The organism is Streptomyces lincolnensis (assembly GCF_001685355.1).
Classification (GTDB): domain Bacteria; phylum Actinomycetota; class Actinomycetes; order Streptomycetales; family Streptomycetaceae; genus Streptomyces; species Streptomyces lincolnensis.
Window position 1 is genome coordinate 5,773,003 of the sequence record NZ_CP016438.1, and the last position, 13,620, is coordinate 5,786,622.

The window sequence follows — 13,620 nt, forward strand, 5'->3', positions numbered from 1 at the left end:
GCCGGACGGGCTGGAATGCCTGGACCGGCGATGAGACGTGCCGGCCCCTGCGGGCCGGTGTTCTGGGGTGCCGTCCTGTTCTCACGTGTTGGGGCGGCGGCCACGCGTGTCGTCTCCTCCTCGGACGTTACGCCGAGTGTGGGGTGTTCGGGGGTTCTGGGGGTGTGGGGTGGGGGGATGCGTCAGCATCGTTGGGGTGTTGAGTGCTGGGGAAATGCGGGCTCATCTTGTGGCTGCGCGGTTGGCGGGGGTGGTGGCTACTTCGCGGGAGGTGAGTCTGCGGAGTTATCGGTTGTTCGCGGCTCGGGATCCCCGGGTGCTGATCGGGCTGGATCCTCGGGGGGAGTGGGGGGTTCGGGAGCTCGTGGCGTTGATGGCTGAGCGGTGTGGTGTTTCGGGTGATCCTCGGTCCACCGAAGGTCAGGATGTGATCGATCCGGAGCTGACTTTGGCGGCTTTGGACGTGTTTGCGGAACGTGTGGGGGCGGCGGCGCGGGGGCGGATTCCGGTGCTTCTGGGGACCGGGCATCCCCACCGGCTGCTCGGGTTCTACGCCGCTCTGGCGGACGCGCTGTCGGCGGCGGGATGTGCCGTACTCACCCCTGCGCATGGCCACTGTGTCGACATAACGACCCGGTTCGGCCTACGCACGTACAACCTTGGCTACGTACGAGGAGTCGCGCTGGTGCGGGAACCCGACCTGCCGGGCTCCGGTTGTGCGACCGGCGCACACACGCACTCACCACTCCCGGTTCGTACCGTGCTGGCCGCCGCGGCGGAGGCCGGCGGGCCGCTGCCCGGGCTTGTCATCGGGGATCACGGGTGGGTCTGCGGTGCTGGTCAGCTGGGGTTTGAGGCCATTGGGCTGGCCGACACGGATGACCCCGCGTTGTTCGTGGGGGAGGCCGAAGGCGTCGTGTCCGTCGCCGTTCCACTTGATGACGCCGTGCGGTCTGATTACTACAGGCCGCTTACCCGCTACGTACTCAATCGAGCGTGTCTGTCACAGTAGGCCGCCGATGGGTGCACCTCTTCCCCACTTGCATCACCCGCCCCTACATTGGGGAGTGAGCACGCAACGACGAAGAGTCACCGGAAGGGGAAGCCGGTGGCCGTCGAGTGCGGAAGGTTCAGGTGTGTCATGGCTGCAGCTGGCGAGAGGCCTCTGAACGAGGTTCAGTTCCTCACCGTGGCGGAAGTCGCCTCGGTAATGCGAGTGTCGAAGATGACCGTGTACCGGTTGGTGCACAGCGGTCATCTGCCCGCGATTCGGGTGGGGCGGTCCTTCCGCGTCCCCGAGCAAGCGGTTCACGAGTACCTTCGCGAGAGCTATGTGGGGGTGGAAACCGCCTGACGACGTGGTCCGGGGGGACCCTCAGGGCAAGGTCAGGGGTCCCCCTGGCACCTCGATTACGACCTCAGCGCTCGGGCGGGTAGGCTAGCCCCTTGTAGGTCGTATGGGCCCATGGCGCCCAGCACCGAGTGATGAGAAGTGAGCGAGGGTAGTCGTGGGCTCTGTTATCAAGAAGCGGCGCAAGCGGATGGCCAAGAAGAAGCACCGCAAGCTGCTCAAGCGCACGCGCGTTCAGCGTCGTAACAAGAAGTAAGCGGTAGGCCTCAACAGGCTATCGAGCAGTGCGACGCCGCGTAGGCAGCGCGTATGTGGCCCCCCACCACACCTGGTGGGGGGCCACACGCGTATCCCGGCACCGGGGTCCGGCCGGGCGTATGCGGGGCATCCACATGGCCGGCTCTGGTCGTACGTCTGTGGATGCCGTCACTTCGCGCATTGGGCGGTCATCACAGCGCAACATCGACCCGCTAAGTTGGCCGCACAGGGGGAACGCGGCACAGTACGAGGGCTGGAAGGAAGGCGCTGATCTTGGGCAAGGTCGTGCTCGTGACCGGAGTGGCCCGTCAACTGGGGGGCCGGTTCGTACGACGGATCCAGCGTGACCCGGAGGTGGAGCGGGTCGTCGCCGTGGACGCGGTGCCCCCCGAGCATCATCTGGGCGGGGCGGACTTCGTCCAGGCCGACATCCGGCAGCCCGGCATCGCGCGGGTGCTCGCGGAGACGGCGGCCGACACGGTCGTCCACCTGGACGTGACCGCGACCGCGCTGGGCAGCGGTAGCCGGACGCTGGTCAAGGAGACCAACGTCATCGGCACCATGCAGCTGCTGGGCGCCTGCCAGAAGTCGCCGAACGTCAAGCGGCTGGTGGTCAAGTCCAGTACGAACGTCTACGGGTCCGCGCCCCGGGATCCCGCCGTGTTCACCGAGACGACCCCGCCGAAGTCCCTGCCCAGCGGCGGGTTCGCCAAGGACACCGTCGAAGTCGAGGGGTATGTGCGGGGGTTCGCCCGCAGGAGGCCGGACGTCGCGGTGTGTGTGCTGCGGTTCGCCAACATCCTGGGGCCGACCGCGGAGACGCCTCTGGTCTCGTACTTCTCGCTGCCCGTCCTGCCGACGGTGTTCGGCTACGACCCCCGGCTCCAGTTCGTGCACGAGGACGACGTGATCGACGTCCTGCGGATCGCCTCGCACGAGCCGGAGCGGGGCACGCTCAACAGCGGCACCTTCAACATCGCCGGTGACGGCGTGCTGTTGCTGTCGCAGTGCTCACGGCGGCTCGGACGGCCCACCGTGCCCCTTCTGCTGCCCGCCGTCACCTGGGCGGGCTCGCTGGTGCGTACGCTGGGCATGACGGACTTCTCGCCCGAACAGATCCGGCTGCTCACCCATGGCCGGGTCGTGTCGACGGGCCAGATGCGTGACACGCTCGGGTTCCGGCCGAAGTACACGACGGCGGAGACCTTCGCGGACTTCGCCCGCAGCCGGGGCCCCGGGCTCCTGCCCCCGGAGGCCCTTGCGGGGGCCGTCGACCGGATCGCCGCGCTGCCCCTGGCGGGCAGCGGCCACCCCCCGACGACGAGCGCCAACTGAGGAGCGCATCAACGATGGCGGACGCCAAGGTCATTCCGTTCGATGACGACCGGACCCGTGGGAGCGCCGTGCAGCGCCCGGCGCGGCGCCGGAGCGCCGGAGGCCGGCGCAAGGGCACGGAATCCTCGCTGGTCCGCGAGGTCCAGCCTCTGCCCAGCAGGCCGTCCGCGCAGGATGATGTTCCTGTGACACATGAGGAACAGCCGCCCGAGAAGCACCAGGCCGGCGGTGGCCTGGAGCAGCGCATCGCGGGCGGTCTCGCCTTCCTGCGCCGTCGCCTCACCGGTGACTACGAGGTCGACGACTTCGGCTACGACGAGGAGTTGACCGACCAGGTCCTGATGTCCCTGCTGCGGCCGGTGTACGAGAAGTACTTCCGGGTCGAGGTGAAGGGCGTCGAGAACATCCCGTCCGAGGGTGGGGCGCTGATCGTCGCCAACCACTCCGGGACGCTTCCGATGGACGGCCTGATGATGCAGGTCGCCGTCCACGACCACCATCCCGCGGGCCGGCATCTGCGGTTGCTCGCGGCGGACCTGGTGTTCATGCTGCCGGTGGTCAACGAGCTGGCCCGCAAGCTCGGTCACACCCTGGCCTGCGCGGAGGACGCCGAGCGGCTGCTCGCGCAGGGCGAGGTGGTCGGGGTGATGCCGGAGGGCTTCAAGGGCATCGGCAAGCCCTTCAGCGAGCGCTACAAGCTCCAGCGGTTCGGCCGCGGCGGCTTCGTCTCCACGGCGCTGCGGCAGGGCACCCCGATCATCCCCTGCTCGATCGTCGGGGCCGAGGAGATCTACCCGATGATCGGCAACGCCCGGACGCTCGCCCGGGTGCTGGGCTTCCCGTACTTCCCGCTGACGCCGACCTTCCCGTGGCTCGGCCCGCTCGGCGCGGTTCCGCTGCCGACGAAGTGGACGATCCAGTTCGGCGAGCCGATCCTGACGGACGGCTACCCGCCGGAGGCGGCCGAGGACCCGATGCTGATGTTCAACCTCACCGACCAGGTACGGGAGCAGATCCAGCACACGCTGTACAAGCTGTTGGTGCAGCGGCGGTCGGTGTTCTTCTGACGAGGGCAGGGGGCCGGCCCGGGCGAGCCTCGGTCGGCTGAAGCCGACGGACGGAGTCCGGCGCAGCTGTTCGAAGCCTGCGCAGCAGTGCGAGGGCAGCAGACAGGAGGGGCCAAGCTGTTGGTGCAGCGGCGGTCGGTGTTCTTCCAGGCCGTGTTCTTCCAGGCCCGTGTTCTTTCGGTACGACGATGGGGGCGCCCCTCGCAAAGGGGCGCCCCCATCGTCGTACCGCAGAGCTCAGTTCGTGTCCTCGCCCTCGATTCCGAGGCCGGGGAGGAGGCCCGGGAGGAGTGGGGGGACGGTGACGTCGGGTTCGGTGGTCGGGGTGTTGGTGGTCGGCGCCGAGGGGAGGGTGTCCTGCGGCGGGTCGAGCAGGCCGCCGGTGTTGCCGCCGAGCAGGCCGTCGCTCTCGGTGCCGGAGCCGGCCGAGTCGCTGGGGCCGTGACTGCCGGTGCCCTCGCTGTCGGACGAGCCGCCGCTGCCGACGCTGGGCGCCGAGGAACGGCCGGAACCGGTCGACGTGTCGGAGGAGGCGGGGCCGGTGCCCTGACGCTGACCGCCGCCACCGCTCTGGGCGGGGGGCTGCGGGAGCAGGGACTGGAGCGGGGCGACCTCTTCGTCTATGGCGTCGAACACCGACGACACCTGCTGACTGACGTCGCCGAGCTGGACGGGCAGCCGCTCGCGGAGCGCGCCCCAGGCGTCGCGGTGCGAGCGGGAGAAGTTGTCGAGGGCCTGGATGGGGCCCAGGGAGTCCGGGTCGGCCTGGTAGGCCGCGGTGAGCAGCCGGTGGCCCTCGGACGCGTCGTGCTGCATGCCGGACAGGGCGCGGCGGATCTCGCCGAGGGACTCGTGGTCGAGTTGGCCGCCACGGTCCCGCTCCATGAGCCGACGGGCCTCGCTGAGGCGGGTGGAGGCCTGGTCGAGATAGGCCACGCCGCGCTCGTCGTTCCCGTCGGACAGGTAGCTGAGCTTGAAGTCCTCGATGCCGCGCTTGAGGCCGTAGAGCGAGTCGCCGGGCAGCGCGTCCGAGCTGGCGGCGGCGACTCCGCCGAAGGCGCTCGCGGCGACTCCGACGCTCAGTCCGCCCGCGGCCAGGCCCTTGGTGAGCCGGGAGCGTGGCCGGAACTTCCCCAGTGGGCTCGCCCGGTGTGTGCCCCGAGCCCGCGAGGAGCGCTGCTCGGGTACGGAAGGATCCGCCGCCCTGCCTCCGGGTGCCGTGCCCTCCAGCAGCATGGCCTCCATCGCGGCCACCAACTGGGCCCGTTGGACGACCTTGACCTCGGGGTCCAGCTGTGGCTTGGGCAGCTCGCCGAGACACTCCGTGAGGGCCATCAGCCGACCCTGCCCGGTCTGTTCCGCAGCAGCCGGGGACGGTGGTCCTTCGGACTGCTCGGCCGCCGTGCCCCGGTCGGGCTGCTCCTCCAGAGCCTGGGCGAAGGCGTTCGCCCGCCGGTGCGCCGATACGTTCGCGATCACTGGCGGCACCTCCTCTCGTCATGACGGTCGACTCCCCAGGGGGTCCTGAGGGTTGCACGCCCTGACCACAAGCACTCGATCGAGTGATCGAAGTCGGCCAGGGAGTGACCACAGGGAGCCTGCATCCCGCACAACGAGTGGCGCGGCACTTGGGTTACGGACGGCGGATGATCGGATCGGGAAGACAACGGACTTTCACTGACGGCGAGTTGGTGATTACCGAGCGTTCCCTGTCAGCGCGCGTCGTCCGGCAGGAGCCGGGCGAGCGTGCGGACGGCTCGGTACTGAAGGGTCTTGATGGCGCCCTCGTTCTTGCCCATGACACGGGCGGTCTCGGCGACGGAGAGGCCCTGGAGGAAGCGCAGGGTCACGCACTCCTGCTGCTGCGGGTTGAGCCGTCGCACGGCTTCGAGGAGGGCGGCGTTCGACAGGGACTCCAGGACGGAGTCCTCGGGTGAACGTTCGACCTCGTTGGCGTCGAGCATCTCGCCGGTGGTGACTTCCAGCCGGAAGCGGCTCGACTTGAAGTGGTCGGCGACGAGGTTGCGGGCGATGGTCACCAGCCAGGCGCCGAAGTCACGGCCCTGCCAGGTGAAGGTGCCGATCCGGCGCAGGGCGCGCAGGAACGTCTCGCTCGTCAGGTCCTCGGCGGTGGCCTTTCCGCCCACCCGGTAATAGATGTACCGGTAGACGGTGTCGCTGTACTGGTCGTAGAGGCGGCCGAAGGCATCGGCCTCCCCGGCCTGGGCGCGCTCCACGAGATCCATCATGCGGGCGCTGTCGCTGTCGGCGGCGGGGCGGCGGGCGGTGGTTGCGGCACCGGTCGAACGCCCTCGTCTTCCGACGGCGGCGCTGCCGTCGGCGAGCGCGTAGCACGGGCCGACGGGGGTGGTGGCAACGGCGAGGGCAGGGACGGCATACGCGGTGGGGACGAAGCCGCGCAACAGGTCCTGGACCGTTGCGCGCAGCGTAGCCAGGCCCGAGGCGTCAACCCCGACGTGTGGGTACACGGGACTCCCAGAGGCAGAGCTTCCATCACGTGCAGTGCGGAACCGTTCACCCGTCGTAGCGACGGAAGGGGATCCGGATTGCGTCTGAGGAGAATAACGCTTAGTGCAGGCACCGCTACACGCAGTTGCTCAAATCATCGATTACGTCGCTTCTGTAACCGATTGGGAGCCGATCAAGTGCCGTTCAGTGATCGGTTGTTGATCGAAACGGTTCTTGTTCCGTCTGGGTCCGGGGCGTGTTGTGGCCGTGTTCAGCCAACGTGACTGGACAGCGAGGTGTGGGGGTATGACCTGGGGATTGGCCGTCAGCGGCGGCGCTTGTGCAGGGCGATCGCCGCGGCCGTGCCGCCGGCCACCGCGCCGACACCGGCCGCGGCCGGGATGCCGACCTTCGCCGCCTTGCGGCCCGTGCGGTAGTCGCGCAGGCGCCATTCCAGCCGGCGGGCGTGCTTGCGCAGCTTGGAGTCCGGGTTGATGGCGTAGGGGTGGCCGACCAGGGAGAGCATCGGGATGTCGTTGTGCGAGTCGCTGTACGCGGCGCAGCGGGACAGGTCCAGGCCCTCCGCCGCCGCCAGGGCGCGGACGGCCTCCGCCTTCGCGGGGCCGTGCAGCGGTTCGCCGACCAGCTTGCCCGTGTAGACGCCGTCGACCGACTCGGCGACCGTGCCCAGGGCGCCGGTCAGGCCGAGGCGGCGGGCGATCACCTGGGCGATCTCCACCGGTGCCGCTGTGACCAACCACACCTTCTGGCCGGCGTCCAGATGCGCCTGGGCCAGGGCCCGGGTGCCGGGCCAGATGCGCTCGGCCATGTACTCGTCGTAGATCTCCTCGCCGATCGACTGGAGTTCGGCGACGCGGTGGCCCTGGACGATGGAGAGCGCGGAGTCGCGCGCCTCCTGCATGTGCTCGGGGTCCTCGAAGCCGGCGAGGCGGAACCACGCCTGCTGCCAGGCGAACTTCGCGAGGTCACGGGTCTCGAAGAACTTCCGCTTGTACAGGCCCCGGCCGAAGTGGAACAGGGAGGCGCCCTGCATGACGGTGTTGTCCAGGTCGAAGAAGGCGGCGGCATGCGCGTCGCCCTGTACCGGGAACTCCGGTTCCTCACCGGAGACGGATACGTCCTGCGAGGACTTGCGGGCTGCCTCCGCCGAGGCCTCGCCTGCCAACACACTGCGCGCCGTTGCGGAGCGCCTACGGGGGGTGAGCCATCCGAGAGCGGCCATGGCGTGAGCATAGCCAGTTTGTTCGGTGGTTCCGGAGTCGAGAGGTTTGGAGGATGTGAACTCTCCGCGGCCGAGCCGTTAAACAGGCGGGAGAATGGCCGGCATGACCCCCATCTTCCGGCGCAAAGCCCCTCGGACCCCACAGGACCGGCTGGTCACTCTGATCCGCAAGCCCGGCTGTCATCTGTGTGACGACGCACAGGCGGTGGTGGAGAAGGTCTGCGGTGAGCTGGGCGTTCCCTGGGAGGGGAAGGACATCACCGAGGACCCCCGCCTGCACGACCAGTACTGGGAGCAGATTCCCGTCGTCCTGGTCGACGGGGAGCAGCACACTTTCTGGCGTGTGAACGAGGAGCGGTTGCGCAAAGCCTTGGCTTAGGATCGACGGCGAGTTGGTCTCGGGGGCGGGGATCGTAGAGGAGAGTGTGCGGTTTTGCCCCCAAGAGAAGAGGAACGATGGTGCCCGTGCGCCGGTTCCGTATCAGTGCGCCGGGGGTGCGTGACCCCGGTCACGTTGGCCGGGCAAAACGGACACCATCTTTGTGCACGCGTTCACAAAGACATAGCCTGCATTCGACGGGGCGGTCTGGGGACATACGACCGCCAACAGCCCCGCTCTACCCGCAGGAGCACCGTGGCAACTGGCCGAACTCACCGACCGGCGACCCGTAGCCGAGGGATTCCCGAGGCCACCGTCGCCCGTCTTCCGCTGTACCTCCGTGCCCTGACCGCGTTGTCGGAGCGCTCGGTCCCCACCGTCTCCTCCGAGGAGCTCGCGGCCGCCGCGGGGGTCAACTCCGCGAAGCTGCGCAAGGACTTCTCCTACCTCGGCTCCTACGGGACGCGTGGTGTGGGCTACGACGTGGAGTATCTCGTCTACCAGATCTCCCGCGAACTCGGCCTGACCCAGGACTGGCCGGTCGTGATCGTCGGTATAGGAAACCTCGGCGCCGCCCTCGCCAACTACGGCGGGTTCGCTTCCCGCGGTTTCCGGGTCGCCGCGCTCATCGACGCCGATCCGGCGATGGCCGGGAAGCCCGTCGCGGGGATTCCGGTGCAGCACACCGACGAGCTCGAGAAGATCATCGACGACAACGGTGTGTCCATCGGTGTCATCGCGACGCCCGCCGGCGCCGCCCAGCAGGTCTGCGACCGGCTCGTGGCCGCCGGGGTCACCTCCATCCTGAACTTCGCGCCGACCGTGCTGTCCGTCCCGGACGGCGTCGACGTGCGCAAGGTCGACCTCTCCATCGAGCTTCAGATCCTCGCCTTCCACGAGCAGCGCAAGGCCGGCGAGGAGGCCGCCGCGGCCGCAGCCGACGGAGCGGGGCCGGTCGCCACCACGCGCGGCGAGTCCGAGTCCGCCGACAAAGGGCCCGACGGGGACGTACCCGCCGTGATGCCGGCATGAGTCTCCTCGTCGTCGGGCTGAGCCACCGCAGCGCCCCGGTCAGCGTGCTGGAGCGGGCCTCGCTGAGCGCGGACGCCCAGATCAAGCTGCTCCAGGACACGGTCGCCGCCGAGCCGGCCGCCGAGGCCGCGGTGCTCGCCACCTGCAACCGCATCGAGCTGTACGCCGACGTGGACAAGTTCCACGCGGGTGTCGCCGAGCTGTCCACGCTGCTCGCCCAGCACAGCGGGGTCGGGCTGGACGAGCTCACTCCCTATCTCTACGTGCACTACGAGGACCGGGCCGTCCACCATCTGTTCTCCGTGGCCTGCGGGCTCGACTCGATGGTCGTCGGTGAGGGGCAGATCCTCGGGCAGATCAAGGACTCGCTGGCCAGGGCGCAGGAGCTGCACAGTGCCGGGCGGCTGTTGAACGATCTGTTCCAGCAGGCGCTGCGGGTCGGCAAGCGGGCGCACTCCGAGACCGGGATCGACCGGGCGGGGCAGTCGCTGGTCACGTTCGGCCTGGAGCAGCTGGCCCTGGGCGGCGACGTCCAGGACTGGGCGCGCGGCAAGAAGGCCCTCGTCATCGGCGCCGGGTCCATGTCCTCGCTGGCCGCGGCCACGCTGGCGCGTGCGGGCGTCTCGCGGATCGTCATCGCCAACCGCACCGCGGACCGGGCCGAGCGCCTCGCGGAGATCCTCAACGAGGGCGCGTCCGAGTCGGGCGTGGCGGCTCGTGCCGTGTCGATGGACGCGGTGCCGGGTGAACTGACACGTGCCGATGTGGTGGTGTCCTGTACCGGGGCGACCGGGCTGGTCCTGACGGCGGAAGCGGTCGCTACAGCTGTGTCGGGGCGGGTCGGTGTCGACGGTCCCGATGCTGGTGGCCGAGGGCCGGACGCGCAGCCCGGCGCCGGCGGAGGGCCGTCCCTCCGGGGACCGGGTGCCGCCCAGGCGGTACGACCGGCCGCGGCCGGGGCGGAGCACGACGGCGAGTGTCCGCTCGACCTTCCCGCCATGCAGGCGACCGCCGGTTTCTCCGTGCTCGGGGAAGCGGCTGTGGCCGGGATGGCCGCCGCCGATCTGGAACAGCACGCGGCCTGGGTGGACAACGCGCCGCGGCCGCAGAGTTCGGCCCCGGCCGCAGTCGTCACCGGATTCGACCCCGCCCAGGAGACCGAGGCCATCGCCGCGCTCGCGGCCGCCGCGGCCACCGTCGGACGGATTCCCGAACGGCGTAGGCCCGAGCCCGTCGCCGAGATCCCGCGGCCGCGGCCCGTGCTCTTTCTGCTCGACCTCGCCATGCCCCGTGACATCGACGGCGCCGCGCACCGGCTCGCCGGGGTTCGGCTCGTCGACATCGAGTCGCTGGCGGACGCCTCCGCCGACGCTCCGATGGCGGCGGACGTCGACCAGGTGCGCCGTATCGTCGGCGACGAGGTCGCCGCCTTCGGGGCGGCGCAGCGGGCCGCGCACATCACGCCGACCGTGGTCGCGCTGCGCACCATGGCCGCCGATGTCGTCGCGAACGAGATCGCGCGGCTGGACGGACGGCTGCCCGAACTCGACGACAAGCAGCGCGGCGAGATCACCCAGGCCGTGCGGCGCGTGGTCGACAAGCTGCTGCACGCGCCGACCGTACGGGTCAAGCAGCTCGCGGCCGAGCCCGGCGGCGCCGGGTACGCGGACGCGCTGCGCACCCTGTTCGATCTCGACCCCGAGACGGTGGCCGCCGTCTCCCGTGCCGAGGACAGCACAGAGAAGAACGGCAAGAACCGAGGGCCGGCATGACTCATAAGGCATTGAGGCTCGGGACCAGGCGGAGCAAACTCGCCATGGCCCAGTCCGGGCAGGTGGCGGACGCCGTGAGCCAGGTGACCGGTCGGCCCGTCGAGCTCGTCGAGATCACCACGTACGGCGATGTCTCGCGCGAGCAGCTCGCACAGATCGGCGGCACCGGGGTCTTCGTGACCGCGCTGCGGGAGGCGCTCCTCAAAGGCGAGGTCGACTTCGCGGTGCACTCACTGAAGGACCTGCCCACCGGGCAGCCCGACGAACTGGCGCTCGCCGCCGTCCCCGAGCGCGAGGACCCGCGCGACGTCATCGTCGCCCGCGACGCGCTGAAGTTCACCGACCTGCCGCGCGGTGCGCGCATCGGTACGGGTTCGCCGCGGCGCATGGCCCAGCTGAACGCGTACGCACGCGGCCACGGGCTGGACATCGAAACGGTACCGATCCGCGGGAACGTGGATACACGCATCGGATATGTGCGGGACGGTGAACTGGATGCCGTCGTACTGGCCGCGGCCGGACTCAATCGGATCGGTCGTGGTGATGAAGTGACTGATTTCCTATCGGTCGACACGGTTTTGCCCGCTCCCGGCCAGGGAGCACTCGCGATCGAGTGTGCCGCGGACAACGCGGACCTGATCGCAGCGCTCGGTGAACTCGACGACCCGTTCACACGGGTCGCCGTGACCGCCGAGCGGTCACTGCTCGCCGCCCTGGAGGCCGGTTGCAGCGCACCTGTGGGTGCGTTGGCCGACCTGTTGGCCGACGGGCAGATTGTCAAGGAAATGCGCCTGCGCGGCATAGTCGGCACGACCGACGGCACGCGTACGGTGCAGCTGTCCACCACCGGTCCCGTGCCCGAGACGTACGACCAAGCAATGGCGCTCGGCCGTGAACTAGCGGCCGAGATGCTTGCCCAGGGCGCGGCCGGTCTGATGGGGGAGCGAGCACAGTGAGCCCCACCACCCTTCCCGTCGCCGGTCCTGAACACGGGCACGTCACCTTCCTCGGTGCCGGACCCGGGGATCCGGGACTACTTACTCTGCGCGCCGTCGAGGCACTGGCAACCGCGGACGTTCTCGTCGCCGGGCACGAAGTGCTCGACGTCGTACGTACGCATGCCAGGTCCGGTGTCGCCGTGGTGAACACGGATGCGGATCCCGCGGGTCGCCCCGCGGATCTTTCCTCCGGTCCCACGCCGGGCACAGGCGCGCCTCAACTAACGGTTGTTGACGGCGCGTCAACAACCGCTGGCGTCCCCGCCGTGCGGGATGCCGCACATCTTGTCATGGAGGCCGCGCGGGGCGGCAGGCGGGTCGTACGTGCGGTGTCCGGGGACCCCGGACTCGACGCGTACGCCGCCGAGGAGATGCTGGCCTGCGCCCGCGCGGGGGTGCCTTTCGAGGTCGTTCCCGGTGTCGCAGCCGCCGTCGGCGTGCCCGCCTACGCCGGTGTGCCGCTGCGGGACGCGCAGGGGGCCGACGTCCGGTTCGTGGACGCGCGGACCGCGTCCGACCGGTGCTGGACGGAGGTGGGGGCCTCGGACGGGACGGTCGTTGTGTCGACGACCCTCGACTCCATGGCCGCCGCCGCCGGCGAACTCGTCGCCGCCGGCCGTAAGCCCGACACGCCGTTGACCGTGACCGTCGCCGGGACCACCACGCGGCAGCGGACCTGGACCGCCACGCTCGGCACCATCGCGCAGACGCTGAAGCAGGCGAAGGTGCTGCCGTCCCCGGACGGGGCCCGGCCGGTGATAGCCGTGGTCGGCGAGCGGTCCGCCACGGCTCAGCGTGAGCAGCTCTCGTGGTTCGAGTCCAAGCCGCTGTTCGGCTGGAAGGTGCTCGTGCCGCGCACCAAGGAGCAGGCGGCCTCGCTCTCCGACCAGCTGCGGTCCTACGGGGCCGTGCCGCACGAGGTGCCGACCATCGCCGTCGAGCCGCCGCGGACGCCCCAGCAGATGGAGCGGGCGGTCAAGGGGCTGGTGACCGGGCGGTACGAGTGGATCGCCTTCACCTCGGTGAACGCGGTGAAGGCCGTTCGCGAGAAGTTCGAGGAGTACGGGCTCGACGCTCGGGCCTTCGCCGGGATCAAGGTCGCGGCGGTCGGGGAGCAGACCGCCAAGGCGCTCGTCGCGTTCGGTGTGAAGCCGGATCTGGTGCCGAGCGGGGAGCAGTCGGCTGCGGGGTTGCTGGAGGACTGGCCTCCGTATGATCCCGTATTCGATCCCATCGACCGGGTTTTCCTGCCTCGGGCCGATATCGCCACGGAGACCCTGGTCGCCGGGCTGATCGAGCTCGGGTGGGAGGTCGACGACGTCACCGCCTATCGGACCGTGCGGGCTTCGCCGCCGCCGGCCGAGACCCGGGAGGCGATCAAGGGGGGTGGCTTCGACGCCGTTCTCTTCACCTCGTCGAGCACGGTGCGGAACCTGGTGGGTATCGCCGGGAAGCCGCACAACGTGACCGTGATCGCCTGTATCGGGCCCGCCACGGCGAAGACTGCTGAGGAGCATGGACTGCGGGTGGATGTGATGGCTCCTGAGCCGTCCGTGCACAAGTTGGCCGAGGCGTTGGCCGACTTCGGGTCTCGGCGGCGGGCGGCTGCTGTTGAGGCCGGGGATCCCGTTACTCGGCCGAGTGAGCGGCGGCCGGGGGCTCGGCGGCGGCGGACCACCACCTGAGGGTGGGCCGAGTGTGTGGGTGCCGGGCCGG

The 13,620-nt window shown here is 69.9% G+C and carries 13 protein-coding genes; 10 read left to right on the top strand and 3 right to left on the bottom strand.

The window, feature by feature from the left end; translation table 11 throughout:
• Positions 1-214: 214 nt before the first annotated feature.
• The 5 genes from SLINC_RS25775 to SLINC_RS25790 all read left to right on the top strand — a co-directional run bounded on the left by SLINC_RS25775 (position 215) and on the right by SLINC_RS25790 (position 4,011).
• Entirely contained in the window at positions 215-1,012 is a 798-nt protein-coding gene (locus SLINC_RS25775) for a phosphatase (protein WP_375141528.1), read from the top strand.
• A gap of 129 nt (positions 1,013-1,141) precedes the next feature.
• On the top strand, positions 1,142-1,354 hold the full coding sequence (locus SLINC_RS25780) for a helix-turn-helix domain-containing protein (RefSeq protein WP_004984898.1): 213 nt from the start codon (positions 1,142-1,144) through the stop codon (positions 1,352-1,354).
• A gap of 154 nt (positions 1,355-1,508) precedes the next feature.
• The gene (locus SLINC_RS46235; protein ID WP_003948845.1) at positions 1,509-1,607 is read left to right on the top strand and encodes a 30S ribosomal protein bS22; all 99 of its coding nucleotides are present in this window, start codon (positions 1,509-1,511) and stop codon (positions 1,605-1,607) included.
• A 275-nt stretch (positions 1,608-1,882) separates the two neighbouring features.
• Entirely contained in the window at positions 1,883-2,944 is a 1,062-nt protein-coding gene (locus SLINC_RS25785; protein ID WP_067437579.1) for an NAD-dependent epimerase/dehydratase family protein, read from the top strand.
• A gap of 14 nt (positions 2,945-2,958) precedes the next feature.
• Positions 2,959-4,011, top strand: coding sequence for a lysophospholipid acyltransferase family protein (locus tag SLINC_RS25790; protein WP_067437581.1), 1,053 nt, complete (start codon positions 2,959-2,961; stop codon positions 4,009-4,011).
• 237 nt (positions 4,012-4,248) lie between these two features.
• Here SLINC_RS25790 and SLINC_RS25795 read toward each other — a convergent pair whose 3' ends face one another.
• The 3 genes from SLINC_RS25795 to SLINC_RS25805 all read right to left on the bottom strand — a co-directional run bounded on the left by SLINC_RS25795 (position 4,249) and on the right by SLINC_RS25805 (position 7,723).
• Positions 4,249-5,490 carry a DUF5667 domain-containing protein gene (locus SLINC_RS25795; RefSeq protein WP_067437583.1) on the bottom strand — a complete coding sequence of 414 codons (1,242 nt, stop codon included), beginning with the start codon at positions 5,488-5,490 and terminating at the stop codon, positions 4,249-4,251.
• A 233-nt stretch (positions 5,491-5,723) separates the two neighbouring features.
• Positions 5,724-6,500, bottom strand: coding sequence for an ECF subfamily RNA polymerase sigma factor, BldN family (locus SLINC_RS25800; protein ID WP_067437585.1), 777 nt, complete (start codon positions 6,498-6,500; stop codon positions 5,724-5,726).
• 305 nt (positions 6,501-6,805) lie between these two features.
• A complete protein-coding gene (locus tag SLINC_RS25805; protein ID WP_079164728.1) occupies positions 6,806-7,723 on the bottom strand; it encodes an HAD family hydrolase in 918 nt (305 codons plus the stop codon).
• A 94-nt stretch (positions 7,724-7,817) separates the two neighbouring features.
• Here SLINC_RS25805 and SLINC_RS25810 point away from each other — a divergent pair, with 94 nt between their 5' ends.
• The 5 genes from SLINC_RS25810 (at position 7,818) to SLINC_RS25830 (ending at position 13,589) form a co-directional block, all read left to right on the top strand.
• Positions 7,818-8,102, top strand: a complete 285-nt coding sequence (locus tag SLINC_RS25810) for a glutaredoxin family protein (RefSeq protein ID WP_107406670.1) — start codon at positions 7,818-7,820, stop codon at positions 8,100-8,102.
• A 255-nt stretch (positions 8,103-8,357) separates the two neighbouring features.
• Positions 8,358-9,134, top strand: coding sequence for a redox-sensing transcriptional repressor Rex (locus SLINC_RS25815; protein ID WP_067437591.1), 777 nt, complete (start codon positions 8,358-8,360; stop codon positions 9,132-9,134).
• On the top strand, positions 9,131-10,906 hold the full coding sequence (locus SLINC_RS25820) for a glutamyl-tRNA reductase (RefSeq protein ID WP_067437593.1): 1,776 nt from the start codon (positions 9,131-9,133) through the stop codon (positions 10,904-10,906). The genes SLINC_RS25815 and SLINC_RS25820 overlap by 4 nt, the downstream gene beginning before the upstream one ends.
• Positions 10,903-11,862 carry a hydroxymethylbilane synthase gene (gene hemC, locus SLINC_RS25825; RefSeq protein WP_079164729.1) on the top strand — a complete coding sequence of 320 codons (960 nt, stop codon included), beginning with the start codon at positions 10,903-10,905 and terminating at the stop codon, positions 11,860-11,862. The genes SLINC_RS25820 and hemC overlap by 4 nt, the downstream gene beginning before the upstream one ends.
• A complete protein-coding gene (locus SLINC_RS25830) occupies positions 11,859-13,589 on the top strand; it encodes a bifunctional uroporphyrinogen-III C-methyltransferase/uroporphyrinogen-III synthase (RefSeq protein ID WP_067437596.1) in 1,731 nt (576 codons plus the stop codon). The genes hemC and SLINC_RS25830 overlap by 4 nt, the downstream gene beginning before the upstream one ends.
• Positions 13,590-13,620: the final 31 nt, after the last annotated feature.